Genomic DNA, 15473 nt, shown 5'->3' with positions numbered 1-15473 from the left:
GTCAGAGTCGGGCGCGGGCGCCCGATCGGGCGTCAGAAAGGCACTTCATCGTCCAGATCGGACCGCTCGCCGGCGGCACGATTGCGACCGCTGACTTCCTGCCGCGCCGCATCGTCCTGGCGCTTGTCCATCAGCTTCAGGTCGCCGCCGAATTTCGGCACGACGATCTCGGACGCCGTCCGCTCGATCTGGTCGCGACCGGTATATTTGCGGTATCGCAGCGGCCCTTCGACATAGACGGCGCTGCCTTTGCGCAGATAGGACATCGCCCGCTTGCCCAGCGCCTCGTTGTAGATCACGACGCTATGCCACTCGGTCGCCTGCTTGCGCTCGCCACCGGCGGCGGTCCAATGCTCGGTCGTCGCGACGCGCAGGCGCACGACGGTGCCGCCGCCCTGCATGTCCGCACTTTTCGGGTCTTCGCCGAGGAAGCCCAGCACGGAAACCTTGTTGATGCAGGCGGTCATTGGGCGCTCCCTGAATGTTTCGCATGAAGGCAGCCACGGCTCCAGTCCGCATCGCGGGCAGGGGTCGGGCTTAACGTGATGGCCGATGCTGGATCGGCTGCGATGCTGTCGAAAGCGGCCGCCTCATAGTCGAAGCGACCGTCCGGACTGACGATCGCGCGCGGGGCCTCTTCCGGCACCGTGTAACGGGTGACGACGGGCCATCCGCAATGGCAACAATTGTCGCCCAAAATCCATGGATTAGGCGGATTGGCCGGATCGTTGGCGATGCCGTCGAACATAGCCTTGTTCCAGCTATCGATGCCGGCTTCGCAGCATCGCGGGCATTGCCAGCGCGTAAACTGGTCGAACTGGCTCACCACACTCTCCCCTTGCCGCCATTCCAGTGCGCGATGGCCGCAGCCTCATTGCGCGCGCTATCGATCGTCTCGGCCCCGGCGCGCTGGCATCCGGGGCACTCCACCCATGTCGCTACATCGTCATCCTCGACCACGCGGCTGCGCATGACCGGATTACGCCCGCATCCGCACCGGGCAGGCCGCTCGATCGCGCTCACGCCGCCACCGCCAGCGCCGACGTGACTTCCCGAATCCGACCGACAGCCGTGTCGAAATGCGCCGGATTATTCTCGATCCCGATGAAGCGCCTCCCGGCCTTCAGCGCCGCAACGCCGGTCGATCCTGTACCCATGAACGGATCGCAGATCGTTCCAGGCGCGACGTTGCGGATGATCTTGTCCATCACCGCATCAGGCTTGACGGTGGCGTGCCCGAATTTCGCTTCGCCCCGAGGCGACATGGCAACGATCATGCGATCGAGTTCGTCCAGCGTCCCATGCGGGTGATGGCCCCGATTCCACGCATGGACATAGAATTCCATCACCGGGCGATAATGTTTGTTCGCCACCGGTTGCGGGTTTTTCTTCCGCCAGATGCAAACGGCCTGCCGCTCAAAACTGCCATCGAGATAGGGCAGGATCTTGGGCAGCTGGTCATTATGGCAGAAAACCACGACCGATCCGCACAGCAGGGGATTGATGATGCTGTGATCGAAACCGTCAGACAGACCCTCATCAAGGATCTGATCCATGCTTTTCCGCTCAGCCCGATACATGCCGCCACCTTCAGCGCGGAACTCATAGGGTGGATCAGTAACGATCGCATCGACCCATCCCAGCGTTGGCAGCACCTTGTAGCTGTCGGCGAGGATCAGGCGCGCATTTCCTATCACGATGTCGCGCTCGATCATGCTGCGATCCTCGGCATGTCGTTATGTTCGCAGCCGTCAAGAAGACGGCCCGTGATGCCCTTGGTGGCGTAGAGAGACGTGCCGCAAAGAGGCGCCCAGCGCCGGCCGCTCGTCTGAACCTGACCCGCCGGCAGGTAATTGCCCCATTGTTTAAAGAGGAAGGGCACTTGAGCTTGACGACACTGATCACGAAGGCTGCGAGCCGCCTTCAACGACATCGGACGCGCACCGCGCCCGCTTTCACCCCCGGCAACGACCCAATGGATCTTTGGCAGCGAGCTTTGCGGACCGGGGACGGGATAGTCGAAGCCACCCCAACCAGTCAGCGCGCTGACTGTGAAGCCATTATAAACAACGCGATCCTCAATTTGCGTGAGGTCGATCGGTGCGAGCAGAGGCTCGCAGGATAGCCATCGGACAGCGGCAGGGGTGTTCAGTAAGTGGGGCACCCGTTCTTCGGCGCGCTCCTGATCCTCGATTGATGTTCCAAGCCAGATGTTCTGGCGCGGTTGATACAACTGGACGGTTTCAGGCAGATCATAGAAGGCGTTGACGCTCGACGGCAGCGCCCAGCGCGCCCGGATATAGGCCGCCATCCGCTCAGGCCGCTTGGTCAGCACCTGATGCACATGATGCCGGGTCGCCTCCATTTCGTCGAAACAGCGGTCGATCCATTCCACCGGCACCGAAGGATGGAACATGTCGCCATGCGCATTCCAGAAGATCATGCGCGACTTGCGCCAGCGCCGGGGCAGCGACAGGGCCGGCTCATGCAGCCGCACTACGCCATTCCACACCGGCCCGGCCTTGCTAGGCTGCGTCAGGCCCTCACGCGAAGGATGGCTGCGCAGCCGGGTACCCGCCAGACGCATCGCATAACAGTTGGTGCAGCCTGGCGAGACGACGGTGCAGCCGTTGATGGCGTTGACCGTGGCATCGGTCCACTCGATCTTGGTGCCATCGCTCACGCCGCCAGCACCTTCGCCATATCGACGCCCGCGCTATGCTTCAGCGCGTCGACCACCACGGCCCACAGGTCGTCCGCATCCAGCTGGAACCGGTCGAAGCCCTGGTCGAATGCCCGCCCATGCTCGATCAGCGACGACGCATGCACCGCGCCCTCGCGCAGCTTTTCCATCAGCGTCACGACGATGCCGTCATTGGGCGTGTCATGATATTCCAGCGGCTGCATGATATAGCTGGCGCCGGGGCCATGCTGCTCGATCGCGCCGGGCCATACGTTGACGCGCTCGGCGACATAGGACTGCCGCCCGCCTGTCTCGCTGCGCGGCCCGTCATGGGACACCCGATCATGGCTGCCATCCTCGGCCGCCGCCACGATGCAGCGACGGTTGGCCTGACACCCGATCAGCACGGTCGAGCGGAAGGCGAAGCGATGATTATGGATCGCCGACCAGGCGTAGCAGCTGCGGCGCGGCAGATCGGGATGCCACACATGCAGCCGGCGACTGGCGGGCAGCTTCACCTGAATGAAGCCGAGGCCATGCAGGCTGATCTGTTCGGCCGTGGGGGTGAAGTCTTTCACGCCGCCAGCCTTTCCATGACGACGCGCACCGGCTGCGCGCTATACAGGCCCAGCTCGCGCGCGATCGTCTCGGCGCTGCGGCGCCCGCCCTCGGCAAGGATCGACCGGACATGCGGCGCAATATCGCGCGCGACCGATGCGCACGCGCCGGTGCGCTTGTCCTGCGGCTTGTGCGCGGGCAGCGGACGAACCCCAACGACCTTGCGCGATCCGTCCGCTGCCGGCAGCGCCTTGCCCGTCCGCCGCACGATGAACCGGAAATTCTCATCCCCCGGCCCATGCGCCCGCCGTTGCTGGCACAATACGACATGCCCGGTTTCGGCCAGGGCGCGCACCCGTGCGGCGACGGGCGACTTCACCGACAGCGCCGTCGCCCGCGCATAGACCAATGTCTCGCCCTGTTTCGCTATGGCCAGCCAGGCCGTCAGCACCTTGTCCTGCACGATCATGCGGCGGCCCTCCGCTCGCGGGCGGCGCCACGCAGATAACCAATGCCGACGGACAGCGCGTCGCGCATCGCGGTGGCGGTGCTTTCGTCCAGACTGATTGCGATGCCGCACCCGGTCAGCACGAAGCCGTTGGGCATCCGCGCGTCCGCAATCGGGTGGAACAGTGGCCCCGCTGGCAGCGCGCCGCCCAGCACGCCCAGCGGAGGAAGATCGCCGATAATCGAAGGCGCCGAAGCCGGGGCAGGGGTGAGTAAACCCGGCTCCGACGCCTTCCCTTCCGCGCCGGCAGTCAGGGGGGAAGTCCCCGACGCGGAAGATCCTGTATCACTGGGCAGGCCGAACATCTCGGGCAGCACCGCGCCCTCGGTAGCCTCGGCCAGCGCCAGCGCGAATTCCTCTTCGGGCAGGATATCGCCCGCAAGGATGCGCTCCATCGTCGTCCCGCTGTTCAGCGGATGACAGCCCGGCACCGGCTTTTCGAGGAAGTCGGCCTTGGCGATCAGCCAGTCGGCCAGCGCCACCGCGCCCTTGCTCGACGGCCGCGCCTCGACAAAGCCCAGATGCTTCAACTGGCACGCGATGATCAGTTGCGCCCCGGAATAGAGGCCGCCGCCCATGATCGCGTCCTTGAACGCGGTCAAACGGAACGGTCGATAACCGCTCAGATCGTTCATTTCGGCTCTCCCTTCATCTTGGACATCAGTTTCAGGCGCAGCTGCGCCGATGTGCGATCGAGGCCATCCAGCTCGGCCAGCGCGGCAGCAGCCTCGGCGGCGGTGACATCGCGCCCGCCATCGCCCGACGCGCACACCGCGTCGGAAATGGCCCGCGACACATCGCCCAGCTCTCCGGCCAGTTCGGCGACGGTCACCATCATGCCGTCGGCATCGTCTTCACCGTGCGGCAGCGGCACGAACACGCCGCCGCGCCGATGGCACAGCCAGTTGGTGACGTGAGGCCAGCCCGGCAGGCCGACCGTGCGATCCTCCAGCGTGTCGATCAGGTCGAGCGTGGGGAACTCCGCGACATTGGACAGGCCCATGTCGCTGATTTTCTGTTGCCGCACGCCGGTTTCGCCGGCGGCCGCTTCCTGCCCGCCGAACGCCCGCACCAACGCCTTGAAGCTGGCGCAGCCAGACTGCTGTTCGGGGGAAAGGGTGACGGAGCGTCCCATCACGCCGCCTCGCTTTGCTGCGCTGCGGTAAGCTCTTCCGATTTACCGGGCGACACCTCGTCATCGGCGGCGGTATCGCCATCGACATGACCAGCGAGGCCATAAAAATCATTGGGCACGACCGCGCCGCCAGTTTCGCGAACAATGGCGGCCATCGTTTCACGATCGGGGATGCGTTCGCCACTGGCATAGCGGCGCACCGCCTCGGCCGTCCGGGAAATCCGTCCGCCAAACTGGCCATTGCTCAGGCCGTTTTCGCTCAACCAGTCTTGAAGCAACATGCAAATCCTCCGTGCGACACCGATATGGTGCTAACAACACCATTCTGTCAACACCAATTTGGAGTATGGGCGTGCGGCACCAATTTGGTGCAAGAGAAAGCATGACAATTGCCAACAACATTGCGGCGTTTCGGGAAGCCAAGGGCTGGGCGCGGCCCGAGTTGGCCAAGCGCATGGGCACGACGCCGCAGCAGGTCGAACGCCTGGAGAAAGGCCAGCGCGGCCTGTCGTCAGAATGGATCGAAAAGGCCGCGCGCGCTTTGAGCGTCACTGTGGGCGATATCATTACACCAGGCGCAGCGAACGGCGCGCCAGCACATCATGTCGAACCGGATCGACTGCCGACGCGGAACGCTTCAGCCGAAGACGGCACGGTCGATATCATTTCGCTCGACCTGTCCGTCTCCATGGGACCGGGGACGCTGATCGAGGATATGATCGAGGAAGAACCGGTCAAATGGGATATCGGTCATCTGCGCATCCTGACCCGATCACCATTCCACCAGTTGCGGCAAATTCGCGGGATCGGCGACAGCATGGAGCCGACCTTACGCACCGGTGATCGCGTGTTGATCGACACGGCAGAGCGGACGCTGAACCGCATCCATGGCATCTACTGGATTGACCATTTCGGTGCCCATGGGCTGAAGCGGCTGCGTGCGGCAGGGCATGGCAGAATTCTCATTGCATCGGAAAACAAGGTCGCTGGCGGACCTGACTTCGAAGTGGACGCCGATGACTTGCGCATCCATGGGCGCGCTATCTGGTTTGGTCGAGAACTCTAGGAGGAAGCATCAGTGAGGGGGGTATTGCTTTTTTTGGCTGCGACAGTCGGGATCGCAACGCCAAGCCATGCTGAACAAAAAATTCCCAAGGCGATGCAAAAATGGCTGTCGATGACGCCAGATGATTTTCAAGGATGCATCAATGTCGCTGACGACAGCCTTGATGTGACGGCGAAACTTAGTTCTGAGTCATGCTTCAAAGAGACGCAAGGATTATTGAAAATAGTTTGGAATGATAATTTCATCCGAGCTTTTGTCGATAAGAAGACTGGCAAGGCCACATATCAAGTTTACCAATACATATCATACCAGTCGCCTTGGAGATTCTACACAACGGTTAACTACGAAACCCCGGATGGCCCCAAGAGCGAACTCGTTACGGAAATTGCTCGCAACGTCGTATCATGCTCTGGAGGTGCGTTTTCAAGTGGATGCACTCTGAGCGAACATGTCGCGTTCAACGCAGATGAAGCATTATTAAAGACGATAGCATTAAAGTTCTCTCCCGGTCAGGTCGCTGGCTGGCGCTTCAAGTTCGGGTCCAAGGCTGGGGGTGATTGGCAGGATGGAATTAGCGCTGGCGAAGTCGGCGGAATTCTAAAGGCCGTAGACCGGTACCGGTTGAACCATAACCTTCCAAGGTAAAGGACAGATGCGCAGGCTGAGCCTCGCCGTCGTCGGTGCCGATCATCCCAACAAATCCGGGCCAGCGCGTCGGTTCGAAATCGCCATGTGCGTGGCCGGGGAGCCAATTTATTTGGTGCCTGAGCCTAAGAACCCGGTCGATCCCCGCGCGATAGCCGTCTACTCCGCCCGCCACATCCAGATCGGCTATGTGCGCGCCGAGCGTGCGCAATTTATCGGCACCGCGCTCAGTCGCGGTGGCCTGCTCGCTATTTTTCAGGAACCTGCCCGATGGGGAGCGACCATCCGGGTACATCTCGACGGCACCACACCGGTGTTGCCCGAAGCGCAGGATGGTCGGGCCTATGACTGGCCTCCACCGGGTTCAGACGACGCCGATTGGTGGCCGGACGAAACATACGACGACGAATAACACCATATCGGTGTTGACATGTGACACCGATATGGTGTTTAAGCGCTCCCGTCACCAAACGGGAGGCACCAATGCCCTATTCCGATTTCTCGCCCGAACAGCAGGCGGCCATGGACCGGTCGCTGCAAGCTGAGTTCAACGCCTATCTCTACATGCTCGTCTCGATCGCCGCCCTCGTCGGCTCGATCGCGCTCTTCTGCTGGGCGATCTGGGCGTGAGTGCGCACCTGTCCTCGCTCGGCCTCGCCGGCCTGCACCTCGAAATGGTGTCGGGCCATGTCGCCAGCCTCGCCGCCCGCACCGCTGCGGACACGACCATCGTCGGCCAATATGAGGGTGAACTGGAAAACCAGTCCATCGCCCGCGACGCCTTCCGCGCCGAACTGGAGCGCGTCACCGGCCTGCCCGCCGACCTGATCGAACGGAGGCTGTCACTATGAACAGCTTCGAACAATCGGTCGCCGACGCCGTTGAGGGCGCGCGCTATGCACTCGACCATAAGGTCGGTCTCGGCTCCATTCGTCAGATCGAGCGGGATGACCTCGCGATGCTGATCGAAGCGGCCGTCGGGCCTGGCGTGGAAGCGCGTTCCAAGGCGAGCATGGCAGCCACCCGCGCGAGTGAAGCGGTCTACGAACTGTTGAAGTTCGCCCGTGAAGGCAACCAGATGGCAACCACTGCCTTTGCTATCTCCGTCGCCGAAAATCTGGCCGACGCCATCCGCCTGTCGATCGACGCGCAGGGCGGGCCAGAGGACGAAGACGAAGCCCAATTCTACGCCGCCGTCACGCGATATCTCGACGGACCAACCGATACGGAGGTGCAGCCATGAAGCACGCCCTCCTGCTCGACCTCGATCGCGCCGCGCCTGCGCGCGACTGGAACGACGGCGTCATCGTCGACAACTTCGCCGGCGGTGGCGGTGCTTCGACCGGCATTGAACTGGCGCTGCGCCGACAGGTCGACGTCGCCGTCAACCATGATCCCGAAGCGGTGGCGATGCACGCCGCCAATCATCCGACGACGCGGCACCTATGCCAGAGCGTCTGGGCCGTCGATCCGCTGGAGGCGGTCAGCTTCGCCAACGACAATGGCGAGCTGCGCCCGCGTCCGGTGCGGCTCGCCTGGTTCTCGCCCGACTGCAAGCATTTCAGCAAGGCGAAGGGCGGCAAGCCCGTCGAAAAGAATATCCGCGACCTTGCATGGGTCGTGCATCACTGGATCGACCGCCTCGGCCCGGCGCTGCGCCCCGCGATCATCATGCTGGAAAATGTCGAGGAATTCCGGACATGGGGTCCGCTGGCCGATGACGGCCGCCCCTGCCCGAAGGCGAAGGGCAAGACGTTCGACCAGTGGGTGGCGAAGCTGCGCCGCGCCGGGTACCGCGTCGAATGGAAGGAACTGCGCGCCTGCGACTATGGCGCGCCGACCTCGCGCAAGCGCCTCTTCATGATCGCCCGCTGCGACGGCCAGAAGATCGTCTGGCCCCGGCCGAGCCATGGCAAGCCCGGCACCCCGGCCGTGGACGCGGGCCAGCTTCTGCCATGGCGCACGGCGGCCGAGATCATCGACTGGACGATACCATGCCCGTCGATCTTCACCCGCGCTCGGCCGCTGAAGGATGCCACCTGCCGTCGCATCGCCGCCGGCATCATGCGCTATGTCATCAATGCGCCGCACCCCTTCATCGTGCCCGTCTGCAATGGTACATGGGGGGCGGGGCGGGTCTATAGCGGCGAGGAACCGCTGCGGACCATCACCACGGCCAAGGGCGGAGAGTTCGCCGTCGTCACGCCGTTCCTGTCGCCATATTATGGCCAAGGCGCCGGGGGTGAATTTCGCGGGCATCGCGTCGAGGATCCTCTGCCGACGCAAACGACGGAAAACCGATTTGCGGTCATAGCCCCGCACATCATGACGATGCGGAACAGCGGCAAGCCCCATACCGATGCAGGCGAGCCGACCCACACCATCACCGCCGGCGGCGCGCATCAATATCTGGTCGCCGCCTTCATGGCCCAGCACAACACGATGCCGCGTGGCGGCCTGCACGCCGGGCACAGTGCGGAAACGCCGGTCAGCACCATCACGGCGCGCGGGACGCAGCAAGGCGTCGTGGCCAGCCATCTGGTCAAGCTGCGCAACAACTGCGTGGGACAGGGCAACGACGCCCCGATCGGCACCCTGACGAGCGGCGGCGGCCACTTTGGCGAGGTCCGCGCCTTCCTGGTCAAATATTACGGCGCGGCCCAGCATGGCCAGACGATGGGCGAGCCGCTCCACGCGGTGACGTCAAAGGCGCGCTTCGGCCTGGTCGTGGTGACGATCGGCGGCGAAGACTATGTCATCGTAGACATCGGCATGCGGATGCTGACGCCGCGCGAACTGTTCGCCGCGCAGGGCTTCCCGCCCGATTACATCATCGACCTCATGGTCAACGGCCGCCCGCTGACGAAGACGGCGCAGGTCCGCATGTGCGGCAACAGCGTGTCGCCCGTCATGTCCGAAGCGCTGGCCCGCGCCAACGTCGCCAACGACGACGGCGCGGAAAGGATCGCGGCATGACAGATCGCAACGTGCCGGTTGAATGCGGTTGCGCAGCCTGCGCAGCATCAGGCGAAGCAGTGATGCAAGCGATCGCTTGTCAAATGGGCACAGGTCACTGCTCACACAGCATTTTGGATGGCGCAATACGCGCGATAGCGGACAGCGCGGCCATCCTCGTTAAGCCGGGGTCGGAGGAAAAGGTTCGGGACTACTTGGCAGCGCTCTTCGCCGCTCGCTTCGATCGGACAGTGATTCTCAATGCGGAGATAGAGCGGAAAAAAGCCGGAGCGGCATCATGACATTCCTCGATCGCTTCGCCCCGCTCGCCAACGAAGCCGCCGCCGCCGTCCAGCGCCGCGAGGCCCAATATCCTACGCTGATTGAGGCGGGCAAGCTCCCGGCCGATCAGGCCGCGCAGGAAATCCGCGTCTGGCATGCCATCGCAGCGGACTGGCGCTGGGTCGTGACGCTGGAGCGCATCGAGGCCGCGCCGGCGACGCTGGCCGAAAAGGTCGAGGCGCTGGAGGAAAGCACCCGCCGGGCCGAGCGCGCGATGCGCCGCGCCTTCGCCGCCTCGGACAGCAGCGTGCAGGACGCATGGGCGCAGGATATGCCGATGGCGGAAATGGCGACCCGCTATGGCGAAGCCACCACGCGCTTCTTCGCCGAATGGGAACGCTACTGGTGCTTCGCCGACCTGCTCGCCTGGTACCGCCGCGATCTGCCCGACAGCGAGCAACCCGGCATCGCCCATTATGTCGAAGCTGAGACGCGCCGTAGCTGCGCGGGAAGGGCGGCAGCATGAACGCACACACGCCCCGCCGCCGCGACAAGGCGGTATACCCCGGCAAGGTTGCCATCCGCCATGCGAAGGAAGCGGCGGTAGAAATGGGGATTGACCCCGGCGGCCTGGAGATATGTCCTGACGGGACGATCCGGATTTTCGATCGCGCAGCGATTCCCACAGCCGCGCCCAAGGATGAATTTGACGAATGGCTAATGAGCGGAAAACTGGGGTAGAGGGCGTCCACATCGTGACGTCGCGCAAGGCGGGGAAGCCGGTTCGCCATTACATCTACGCCTGGCGCGGCGGCCCGCGCATTCGCACGGTTGAGGGCGGACCCAAGCCCACGATCACCAAGGCCGATATCATCGCGATCGGCGCTGCGCTGGAAGCGGCGAAGCCTGTCCCGAAGGACACGGTCGCCGGCCTCGCTACGTCATACCGTGCCAGCCCCGAATGGAAGGCGCTGGAGGCATCGACTCGGGATACATGGGGCAGGGCGCTTGACAAGATCGAAGCGAAGTGGGGAGAGGTGCCGCTACGCCTGTGGTGCAACCCGCGCATGGTGACCCAGATTGTGAAGTGGCGCGACAGTATGGCGGAAACGCCGCGCGCGGCCGATATCGCCATCGCTCAGCTGACACGCCTGCTCGAATTCGCCCGCCTGCGCGGACAGGTCACTGTCAATATCGCCAGCGGCATCCCGACGCTGTACCGCAACGCCCAGCGGGCGGAGATCATCTGGACGGACGAAGATTTCGCAACATGGAACAGCCATGACAAGGTCGTGCAGTCGCTTCGCGATGTGGCGGCGCTGGCGGCCCAGACCGGCCTGCGCCGCGCCGACCTGATCGGCCTGACATGGTCGGAGATCGGCGACGTCGCCATCACCCGCATCGCCCGCAAGAAAAGCCGGGGCAAACGCCGCCGCGTCGTGATGCCGATCCTGCCGACCCTTCAGCTGTTGCTGGACGATCTGAAAACCCGGCCCCGCAAGTCCGGCGTCGAAACCGTGCTGGTTACCAGCCACGGCACGCCATGGTCAGGCAATGGCCTGTCGGGATCGTTCGGCAAGGCCGTTCGCGAAACAGATCTGCATCACGTCGACAGCGACGGCGAAAAGCGGTGGAAGCATCTGCACGACATTCGCGGCACCTATGCCACGAAGCTGATGACCGCGCCGGGCCTCAACCTGACCGACAAGGAAATTGGCAATCTGATGGGTTGGTCGCCCGAACAGGTTGCAGAAATTCGCGCACACTATGTTGACGACGCGGCCATTGTAGTCGCTTTGGGAAGACGGCTTTTGGGAGCTTAAGATTGCGCAGCGATGCGGATCACCTTGCAGCTCTCGCTCAAGCCGCGGCTCGCTTTCTTCCGAGCTGAACTACCCAAATCGCCCAAAATGATTTCGCCGTGATACGGATTGGCCTCTGCCGCAGTTCCCTTCAGCTCAGGTTCCGCTGGCTTCGGCGTCCAGGCAGCCCCCTTGGCGACAGCGCGCGCGTCAGCAGCAGTTACCACGCCCACAGCTAACGTATCCCTCAGCGTGCCAAATCTCGCATCAGGAGCTAGCCCAGCTGCCGCTAACAAGCACTCAAGATCGATTGAAACCCCAGCATGCTCCTTCCGAGTGACGAAGGCTTGGGAAGAAATTCGGACCCCGTTTATGGGGCAAGGTACTACATGCATCGGAGTTACAAGATGACGGACAAGCAAATGCGGTCCAAGTATGCCGGAGTCGTCGATCCGCTGGTCCGAATGGTAGTCTTGTGCAGTCGGCTCACACATGCAGGAGTGAGCGCGCCACTGTAGAAAACATTGTCAATGCATCGAGACCTGATTGCTCACGTTCAACGCCTCCGACGCGCAACCAAGCCGTAGGTACGTTATCGTCGTCAACGACCAGTCCGAAAGATGCTTCCCTGAAATGCCACTCGGCTTGAAGCGAGCCGTCTGCCGCAGGAGCGATAGAGCCGGGGCCACTACTTGCTGGTAGTAGCTTTGTGAGCAGGCTTTTCATCTGGTTCACTACCGAAGCCGGTATAGGCTCCGCACCATAACCGTCCCAGTTGAAATCAAGTTTGGAAACTGCATCCAACGAAGCTGTGAACCATGCCTTGTGATCCGTGTTCGAGCGGTCGCTCGCCGTATTGCTGAAGCCTCCGACGAGAGAGGATCGTGTTGCTTTGTCCCCGATCAGCGAGGTCGCATTAATAGCCGCCGGGAAGGCGCCATTACAGATGCCAAACGACATGGTGCGATTCGCCACAAGAGGCATCATCATCGCGCTATTCACCGATCCACTCCTTCTTGACCTCATCAGTCAGCATATAGAGGAATCTATGTGTAATTGCTGAATGTGCAAGGTCATAAAATTCGAAGGCATCCTCCCATCCAGAGACTAGTGCCCCCGCTATGAAAGTGACTTGGAAGTATGCACGGTCTGGATGCGGATCAACGTCCGCCGGCATTATATGGTTCAGCGTGACGTTCATCGTTCCACGCGCTTCGCCCACCGGCTCAAGCCAAGAAAGATTAAAAGCAGCTGTGGAAAATGCGCCGCTTGGATCGCTATTCCAGAACGAAAAAACGTCACCTAATCTTTTTGGACGCTCAATGCAGACGGTATCCACGTAAAGAAGTTCAGATGCGGTAGGACTAGCAGACGGCATTCCATTATCCGCATGCCATTGCCTCAGTGCCTCGGCATGTCGCCGGGCGCGGTCTCTCAACTCAGCATAACCTGGATAGACGGAATGCTCTTCCAAGAAGGGATTTCGACGCCAGTTGAAAGACCAAAAACGCTCTTGCGCTTGGAGCACCTGCTCACCTTGTGACGTTTTGAACCACCAACGTGGACTCGCTCCAAGATCGGTCCCAAGCAGAGCAGGCGGCGCTCCCATCAACGCGGCTACGCCCAAGCCTTGAGTCGGTGCAACTCGTTCAATTTCTGGAAATTCTGCTCGAAAGGCGTCGTGAGCGCCTTTGACATCATAGGGTTGCACGATTTCCGGCAACGCTGTCGAAATTGAAAAACCAACTTCTGTAACAGGAGGAGTTTTAAACGTGATCTCGTCCGCTGCCATTATGCACCCCTTACATCGCCCGCGTTATGAGACTTTCTTTCCGTTGGCAACTAGGGTCAATGGTTAACGTCGGCTCACCTCCTTCAGAGACCAATTTTTCGCTGTTGGCGCGGTTGACGTAAGTCGCGGATTCATGGCAAAGGCCTGCCATCGGCAGACGCTTCTGTAAATCACGCTGTAAAACGTCTGACGTAGATGGCACTAAGTCGTTGAAATGCGGGTATAGCTCAATGGTAGAGCACTAGCCTTCCAAGCTTGTGATGCGGGTTCGATCCCCGCTACCCGCTCCAGCCGCTGCCAAACCCCTGAAAATCAACGAAAACCTGCCAAAAAGTGGGTCACTTCGCGTGTTTGGGACACAGAGGTGGGTCACAATGACCCATCGAAAATCAACCTAACACCATCAAAACAAACAGAATATCCCATTCCAATGTGGGTCACAAAGGTGGGGCACAAACGATGGCCGCGCGGACTGTCGCTACGAGGATCGACCTTTCAATATCGGGTGCGCGTTCCGGTCGATCTGAGGAAGGATTTCGGGTGCAGCCATGTGAAGCGATCGCTTGGCACGGACAGTCCCTCGCTGGCCGTGAGATTGGGCAGGAGGATGGCTGTAGAGATTGACGCGCTTTTTGAGGAGAGGCGTCGCGTGGTCGGGCTGGCATATGAAACGAGGCTTCTTGCGTCGAATGACAATATCGACACTGTGTCGAAGTCTAGACCTTCGTCCGTCGCGATCGGCGACAGCGATGGGATAATGTCGCCATCGAGAGAGACCGAAAGTCAGCCTGCTGCGCCTACACTTTCGGCCATCTATCAGCGCTATCTTGATGATCCGACCCGCCGGAGGTGTGCGCGAACGATGCTGGCCCATGCAACAACGCGCCGGGTCGTCGAGGACATTATCGGTAGTGCGACGCCGATCGCCGAAATCACGCGCGAGACGTGCCGCGATTTATTCGAGGTGCTCCGATGGCTCCCGGTCAACTATAACAAGAAATACGGCGATCTTTCCGCACGGGATGCAGCAGCCATGGGGAAATCTGACCCGCAAGTCAGGACAATCAACCCGACGAATCTAAATGCGTATATGGCCCGCTTCGGAAGCCTCTTGAACTGGGCTGTGGCCGAGGAATACATCGTCCGTAATCCATCGCGCGGTTTGCAACTTGCAGAGACAGTTCATCCGCAGGATCGGCGACGACCATTTGCTGTCCAGCAACTCCAAAGAATTTTCTCCGCCCCGGTGTATTCCGGCTGCAAGGATGAGCAGGCCGGTTATGCCGTGCCCGGTTCGACCATCGCGACCGGCGCACGATATTGGGTAGCGCTGCTGGGCCTGCTATCCGGCGCGCGTTTGAATGAAATATGCCAACTCGATGTAGCTGATATCAGGCTGATTGAAGGTGTGGCGTGTCTGGTGATTTCAGAAGACAGCGCCACGGGCGGACGGGACAAATCGCTAAAAAATAAGGCAAGCGCCCGCATCGTGCCGGTGCATCCGGTCCTGCTTCAACTCGGCTTTATGGATTTCGTCGATCGAAAGAAGAGAGACGGCGCATTCAAACTTTTTGATGACCTCCCCGCAGGTGCAAAAGGGTTTCGTTCCGTGGCTTTTTCGAGGTGGTTCGCACGATTCCTCGTCCGTTCGTCTGCAAGCGCGCCGCAAACTTGCTACCATTCGTTTCGTCACGGGTTTCGCGATGCTGCCCGGAATGCCCGCATAGATCGGGATATTGTGCTTCGACTGGGCGGCTGGACCACTGGGGGAGGGCAAAGCGAGGCGGCGGATAACTATGGAAATGGCTATCATCCTCGCGTGCTATTCGAAGCGATATCAAAAATTGAGTATTCGGGTTTGAATTTGACCCACCTTGTGCAATATCGACTACCTACGGCGGGAAGTGAAATCCGCAACGCGCCAATTGCTACCGTTGCGCTCAAATCCTTTTTCGTTCCAAATCTGCCATTGCCGTGACAAAGACTAACTGCATCTTTGGTAAGGCTGAAGTCGTGAGTTTAATCCCCATCGGTAGCACCATTTCTT

The 15473-nt window shown here is 61.3% G+C and carries 24 protein-coding genes and 1 tRNA gene; 13 read left to right on the top strand and 12 right to left on the bottom strand.

All coding sequences use genetic code 11. The features are described from left to right. Positions 1–32: 32 nt before the first annotated feature. Genes ssb through V473_RS13655 form a run of 10 tightly spaced genes read right to left on the bottom strand, consistent with a single transcriptional unit; the run spans position 33 to position 5165 of the window. Complete coding sequence (ssb, locus tag V473_RS13695) at positions 33–467, bottom strand: single-stranded DNA-binding protein (RefSeq protein ID WP_066606029.1); 435 nt, start codon at positions 465–467, stop codon at positions 33–35. After that, positions 464–826 carry a hypothetical protein gene (locus tag V473_RS13690; protein ID WP_066606027.1) on the bottom strand — a complete coding sequence of 121 codons (363 nt, stop codon included), beginning with the start codon at positions 824–826 and terminating at the stop codon, positions 464–466. Before V473_RS13690 ends, ssb begins: the two co-directional genes overlap by 4 nt. After that, positions 823–1023, bottom strand: coding sequence for a hypothetical protein (locus V473_RS23625; RefSeq protein ID WP_148648408.1), 201 nt, complete (start codon positions 1021–1023; stop codon positions 823–825). The genes V473_RS13690 and V473_RS23625 overlap by 4 nt, the downstream gene beginning before the upstream one ends. Next, positions 1020–1715, bottom strand: coding sequence for a DNA-methyltransferase (locus V473_RS13685; protein ID WP_066606024.1), 696 nt, complete (start codon positions 1713–1715; stop codon positions 1020–1022). The genes V473_RS23625 and V473_RS13685 overlap by 4 nt, the downstream gene beginning before the upstream one ends. After that, positions 1712–2683 (bottom strand): phage Gp37/Gp68 family protein, encoded by a 972-nt coding sequence (locus tag V473_RS13680; protein WP_066606021.1) that lies wholly within the window; start codon positions 2681–2683, stop codon positions 1712–1714. The genes V473_RS13685 and V473_RS13680 overlap by 4 nt, the downstream gene beginning before the upstream one ends. After that, entirely contained in the window at positions 2680–3261 is a 582-nt protein-coding gene (locus V473_RS13675; protein ID WP_066606013.1) for a hypothetical protein, read from the bottom strand. The genes V473_RS13680 and V473_RS13675 overlap by 4 nt, the downstream gene beginning before the upstream one ends. Next, on the bottom strand, positions 3258–3710 hold the full coding sequence (locus V473_RS13670; RefSeq protein WP_066606010.1) for a hypothetical protein: 453 nt from the start codon (positions 3708–3710) through the stop codon (positions 3258–3260). Before V473_RS13670 ends, V473_RS13675 begins: the two co-directional genes overlap by 4 nt. Then, positions 3707–4384: a hypothetical protein gene (locus V473_RS13665; protein WP_066606008.1), complete on the bottom strand. Its 678-nt coding sequence runs from the start codon at positions 4382–4384 to the stop codon at positions 3707–3709. Before V473_RS13665 ends, V473_RS13670 begins: the two co-directional genes overlap by 4 nt. Further along, positions 4381–4887 (bottom strand): phage regulatory CII family protein, encoded by a 507-nt coding sequence (locus V473_RS13660; protein ID WP_148648407.1) that lies wholly within the window; start codon positions 4885–4887, stop codon positions 4381–4383. Before V473_RS13660 ends, V473_RS13665 begins: the two co-directional genes overlap by 4 nt. Then, positions 4884–5165 carry a hypothetical protein gene (locus V473_RS13655; RefSeq protein WP_066606004.1) on the bottom strand — a complete coding sequence of 94 codons (282 nt, stop codon included), beginning with the start codon at positions 5163–5165 and terminating at the stop codon, positions 4884–4886. Before V473_RS13655 ends, V473_RS13660 begins: the two co-directional genes overlap by 4 nt. 11 nt (positions 5166–5176) lie before the next feature. Here V473_RS13655 and V473_RS13650 point away from each other — a divergent pair, with 11 nt between their 5' ends. The 11 genes from V473_RS13650 (at position 5177) to V473_RS13610 (ending at position 11655) form a co-directional block, all read left to right on the top strand. Beyond that, on the top strand, positions 5177–5950 hold the full coding sequence (locus tag V473_RS13650; protein ID WP_148648406.1) for an XRE family transcriptional regulator: 774 nt from the start codon (positions 5177–5179) through the stop codon (positions 5948–5950). Positions 5951–5962: 12 nt separating this feature from the next. Continuing rightward, complete coding sequence (locus V473_RS23620; protein WP_148648405.1) at positions 5963–6595, top strand: hypothetical protein; 633 nt, start codon at positions 5963–5965, stop codon at positions 6593–6595. 7 nt (positions 6596–6602) lie between these two features. After that, a complete protein-coding gene (locus V473_RS13645) occupies positions 6603–7007 on the top strand; it encodes an HIRAN domain-containing protein (protein WP_148648404.1) in 405 nt (134 codons plus the stop codon). 71 nt (positions 7008–7078) lie between these two features. Further along, on the top strand, positions 7079–7225 hold the full coding sequence (locus tag V473_RS24125) for a hypothetical protein (RefSeq protein ID WP_169793945.1): 147 nt from the start codon (positions 7079–7081) through the stop codon (positions 7223–7225). Further along, positions 7222–7446, top strand: coding sequence for a hypothetical protein (locus V473_RS13640; protein ID WP_066605998.1), 225 nt, complete (start codon positions 7222–7224; stop codon positions 7444–7446). Before V473_RS24125 ends, V473_RS13640 begins: the two co-directional genes overlap by 4 nt. Further along, positions 7443–7838: a hypothetical protein gene (locus V473_RS13635; RefSeq protein ID WP_066605996.1), complete on the top strand. Its 396-nt coding sequence runs from the start codon at positions 7443–7445 to the stop codon at positions 7836–7838. Before V473_RS13640 ends, V473_RS13635 begins: the two co-directional genes overlap by 4 nt. After that, complete coding sequence (locus V473_RS13630; protein WP_066605994.1) at positions 7835–9571, top strand: DNA cytosine methyltransferase; 1737 nt, start codon at positions 7835–7837, stop codon at positions 9569–9571. Before V473_RS13635 ends, V473_RS13630 begins: the two co-directional genes overlap by 4 nt. Next, positions 9568–9852, top strand: coding sequence for a hypothetical protein (locus V473_RS13625; protein ID WP_148648403.1), 285 nt, complete (start codon positions 9568–9570; stop codon positions 9850–9852). The genes V473_RS13630 and V473_RS13625 overlap by 4 nt, the downstream gene beginning before the upstream one ends. Next, entirely contained in the window at positions 9849–10358 is a 510-nt protein-coding gene (locus tag V473_RS13620; RefSeq protein WP_066605988.1) for a hypothetical protein, read from the top strand. The genes V473_RS13625 and V473_RS13620 overlap by 4 nt, the downstream gene beginning before the upstream one ends. Then, positions 10355–10573, top strand: coding sequence for a hypothetical protein (locus V473_RS23615; RefSeq protein WP_066605986.1), 219 nt, complete (start codon positions 10355–10357; stop codon positions 10571–10573). Before V473_RS13620 ends, V473_RS23615 begins: the two co-directional genes overlap by 4 nt. Further along, complete coding sequence (locus V473_RS13610; protein ID WP_082679140.1) at positions 10546–11655, top strand: site-specific integrase; 1110 nt, start codon at positions 10546–10548, stop codon at positions 11653–11655. Before V473_RS23615 ends, V473_RS13610 begins: the two co-directional genes overlap by 28 nt. Before the next feature lie 465 nt (positions 11656–12120). On the opposite strand, the gene V473_RS23610 is transcribed toward V473_RS13610, so the two are convergent. Both V473_RS23610 and V473_RS22975 read right to left on the bottom strand, forming a co-directional pair. After that, the gene (locus V473_RS23610) at positions 12121–12636 is read right to left on the bottom strand and encodes a hypothetical protein (RefSeq protein ID WP_148648402.1); all 516 of its coding nucleotides are present in this window, start codon (positions 12634–12636) and stop codon (positions 12121–12123) included. Then, complete coding sequence (locus V473_RS22975; protein WP_082679139.1) at positions 12629–13426, bottom strand: TIGR04255 family protein; 798 nt, start codon at positions 13424–13426, stop codon at positions 12629–12631. Before V473_RS22975 ends, V473_RS23610 begins: the two co-directional genes overlap by 8 nt. Before the next feature lie 216 nt (positions 13427–13642). Here V473_RS22975 and V473_RS13600 point away from each other — a divergent pair. Further along, positions 13643–13716, top strand: a tRNA-Gly gene (locus V473_RS13600). 140 nt (positions 13717–13856) lie between these two features. After that, entirely contained in the window at positions 13857–15404 is a 1548-nt protein-coding gene (locus V473_RS23605; protein WP_330219423.1) for a site-specific integrase, read from the top strand. Positions 15405–15473 lie beyond the last annotated feature (69 nt).

The organism is Sphingobium cupriresistens LL01, from assembly GCF_001046645.1.
Taxonomy (GTDB): domain Bacteria; phylum Pseudomonadota; class Alphaproteobacteria; order Sphingomonadales; family Sphingomonadaceae; genus Sphingobium; species Sphingobium cupriresistens.
The sequence above is the reverse complement of the archived record's forward strand: the minus strand, read 5'-3'. Positions and strand labels throughout refer to the sequence as shown.

What these genes read in the sequence shown, in the direction of transcription:
- ssb (WP_066606029.1), bottom strand. Translation starts at nt 467, where the DNA reads ATGACCGCCTGCATCAACAAGGTTTCCGTGCTGGGCTTCCTCGGCGAA.
- V473_RS13685 (WP_066606024.1), bottom strand. Translation starts at nt 1,715, where the DNA reads ATGATCGAGCGCGACATCGTGATAGGAAATGCGCGCCTGATCCTCGCC.
- V473_RS13670 (WP_066606010.1), bottom strand. Translation starts at nt 3,710, where the DNA reads ATGATCGTGCAGGACAAGGTGCTGACGGCCTGGCTGGCCATAGCGAAA.
- V473_RS13665 (WP_066606008.1), bottom strand. Translation starts at nt 4,384, where the DNA reads ATGAACGATCTGAGCGGTTATCGACCGTTCCGTTTGACCGCGTTCAAG.
- V473_RS13655 (WP_066606004.1), bottom strand. Translation starts at nt 5,165, where the DNA reads ATGTTGCTTCAAGACTGGTTGAGCGAAAACGGCCTGAGCAATGGCCAG.
- V473_RS13645 (WP_148648404.1), top strand. Translation starts at nt 6,603, where the DNA reads ATGCGCAGGCTGAGCCTCGCCGTCGTCGGTGCCGATCATCCCAACAAA.
- V473_RS24125 (WP_169793945.1), top strand. Translation starts at nt 7,079, where the DNA reads ATGCCCTATTCCGATTTCTCGCCCGAACAGCAGGCGGCCATGGACCGG.
- V473_RS13635 (WP_066605996.1), top strand. Translation starts at nt 7,443, where the DNA reads ATGAACAGCTTCGAACAATCGGTCGCCGACGCCGTTGAGGGCGCGCGC.
- V473_RS13630 (WP_066605994.1), top strand. Translation starts at nt 7,835, where the DNA reads ATGAAGCACGCCCTCCTGCTCGACCTCGATCGCGCCGCGCCTGCGCGC.
- V473_RS13625 (WP_148648403.1), top strand. Translation starts at nt 9,568, where the DNA reads ATGACAGATCGCAACGTGCCGGTTGAATGCGGTTGCGCAGCCTGCGCA.
- V473_RS13620 (WP_066605988.1), top strand. Translation starts at nt 9,849, where the DNA reads ATGACATTCCTCGATCGCTTCGCCCCGCTCGCCAACGAAGCCGCCGCC.
- V473_RS23615 (WP_066605986.1), top strand. Translation starts at nt 10,355, where the DNA reads ATGAACGCACACACGCCCCGCCGCCGCGACAAGGCGGTATACCCCGGC.
- V473_RS13610 (WP_082679140.1), top strand. Translation starts at nt 10,546, where the DNA reads ATGGCTAATGAGCGGAAAACTGGGGTAGAGGGCGTCCACATCGTGACG.
- V473_RS22975 (WP_082679139.1), bottom strand. Translation starts at nt 13,426, where the DNA reads ATGGCAGCGGACGAGATCACGTTTAAAACTCCTCCTGTTACAGAAGTT.
- V473_RS23605 (WP_330219423.1), top strand. Translation starts at nt 13,857, where the DNA reads ATGTGGGTCACAAAGGTGGGGCACAAACGATGGCCGCGCGGACTGTCG.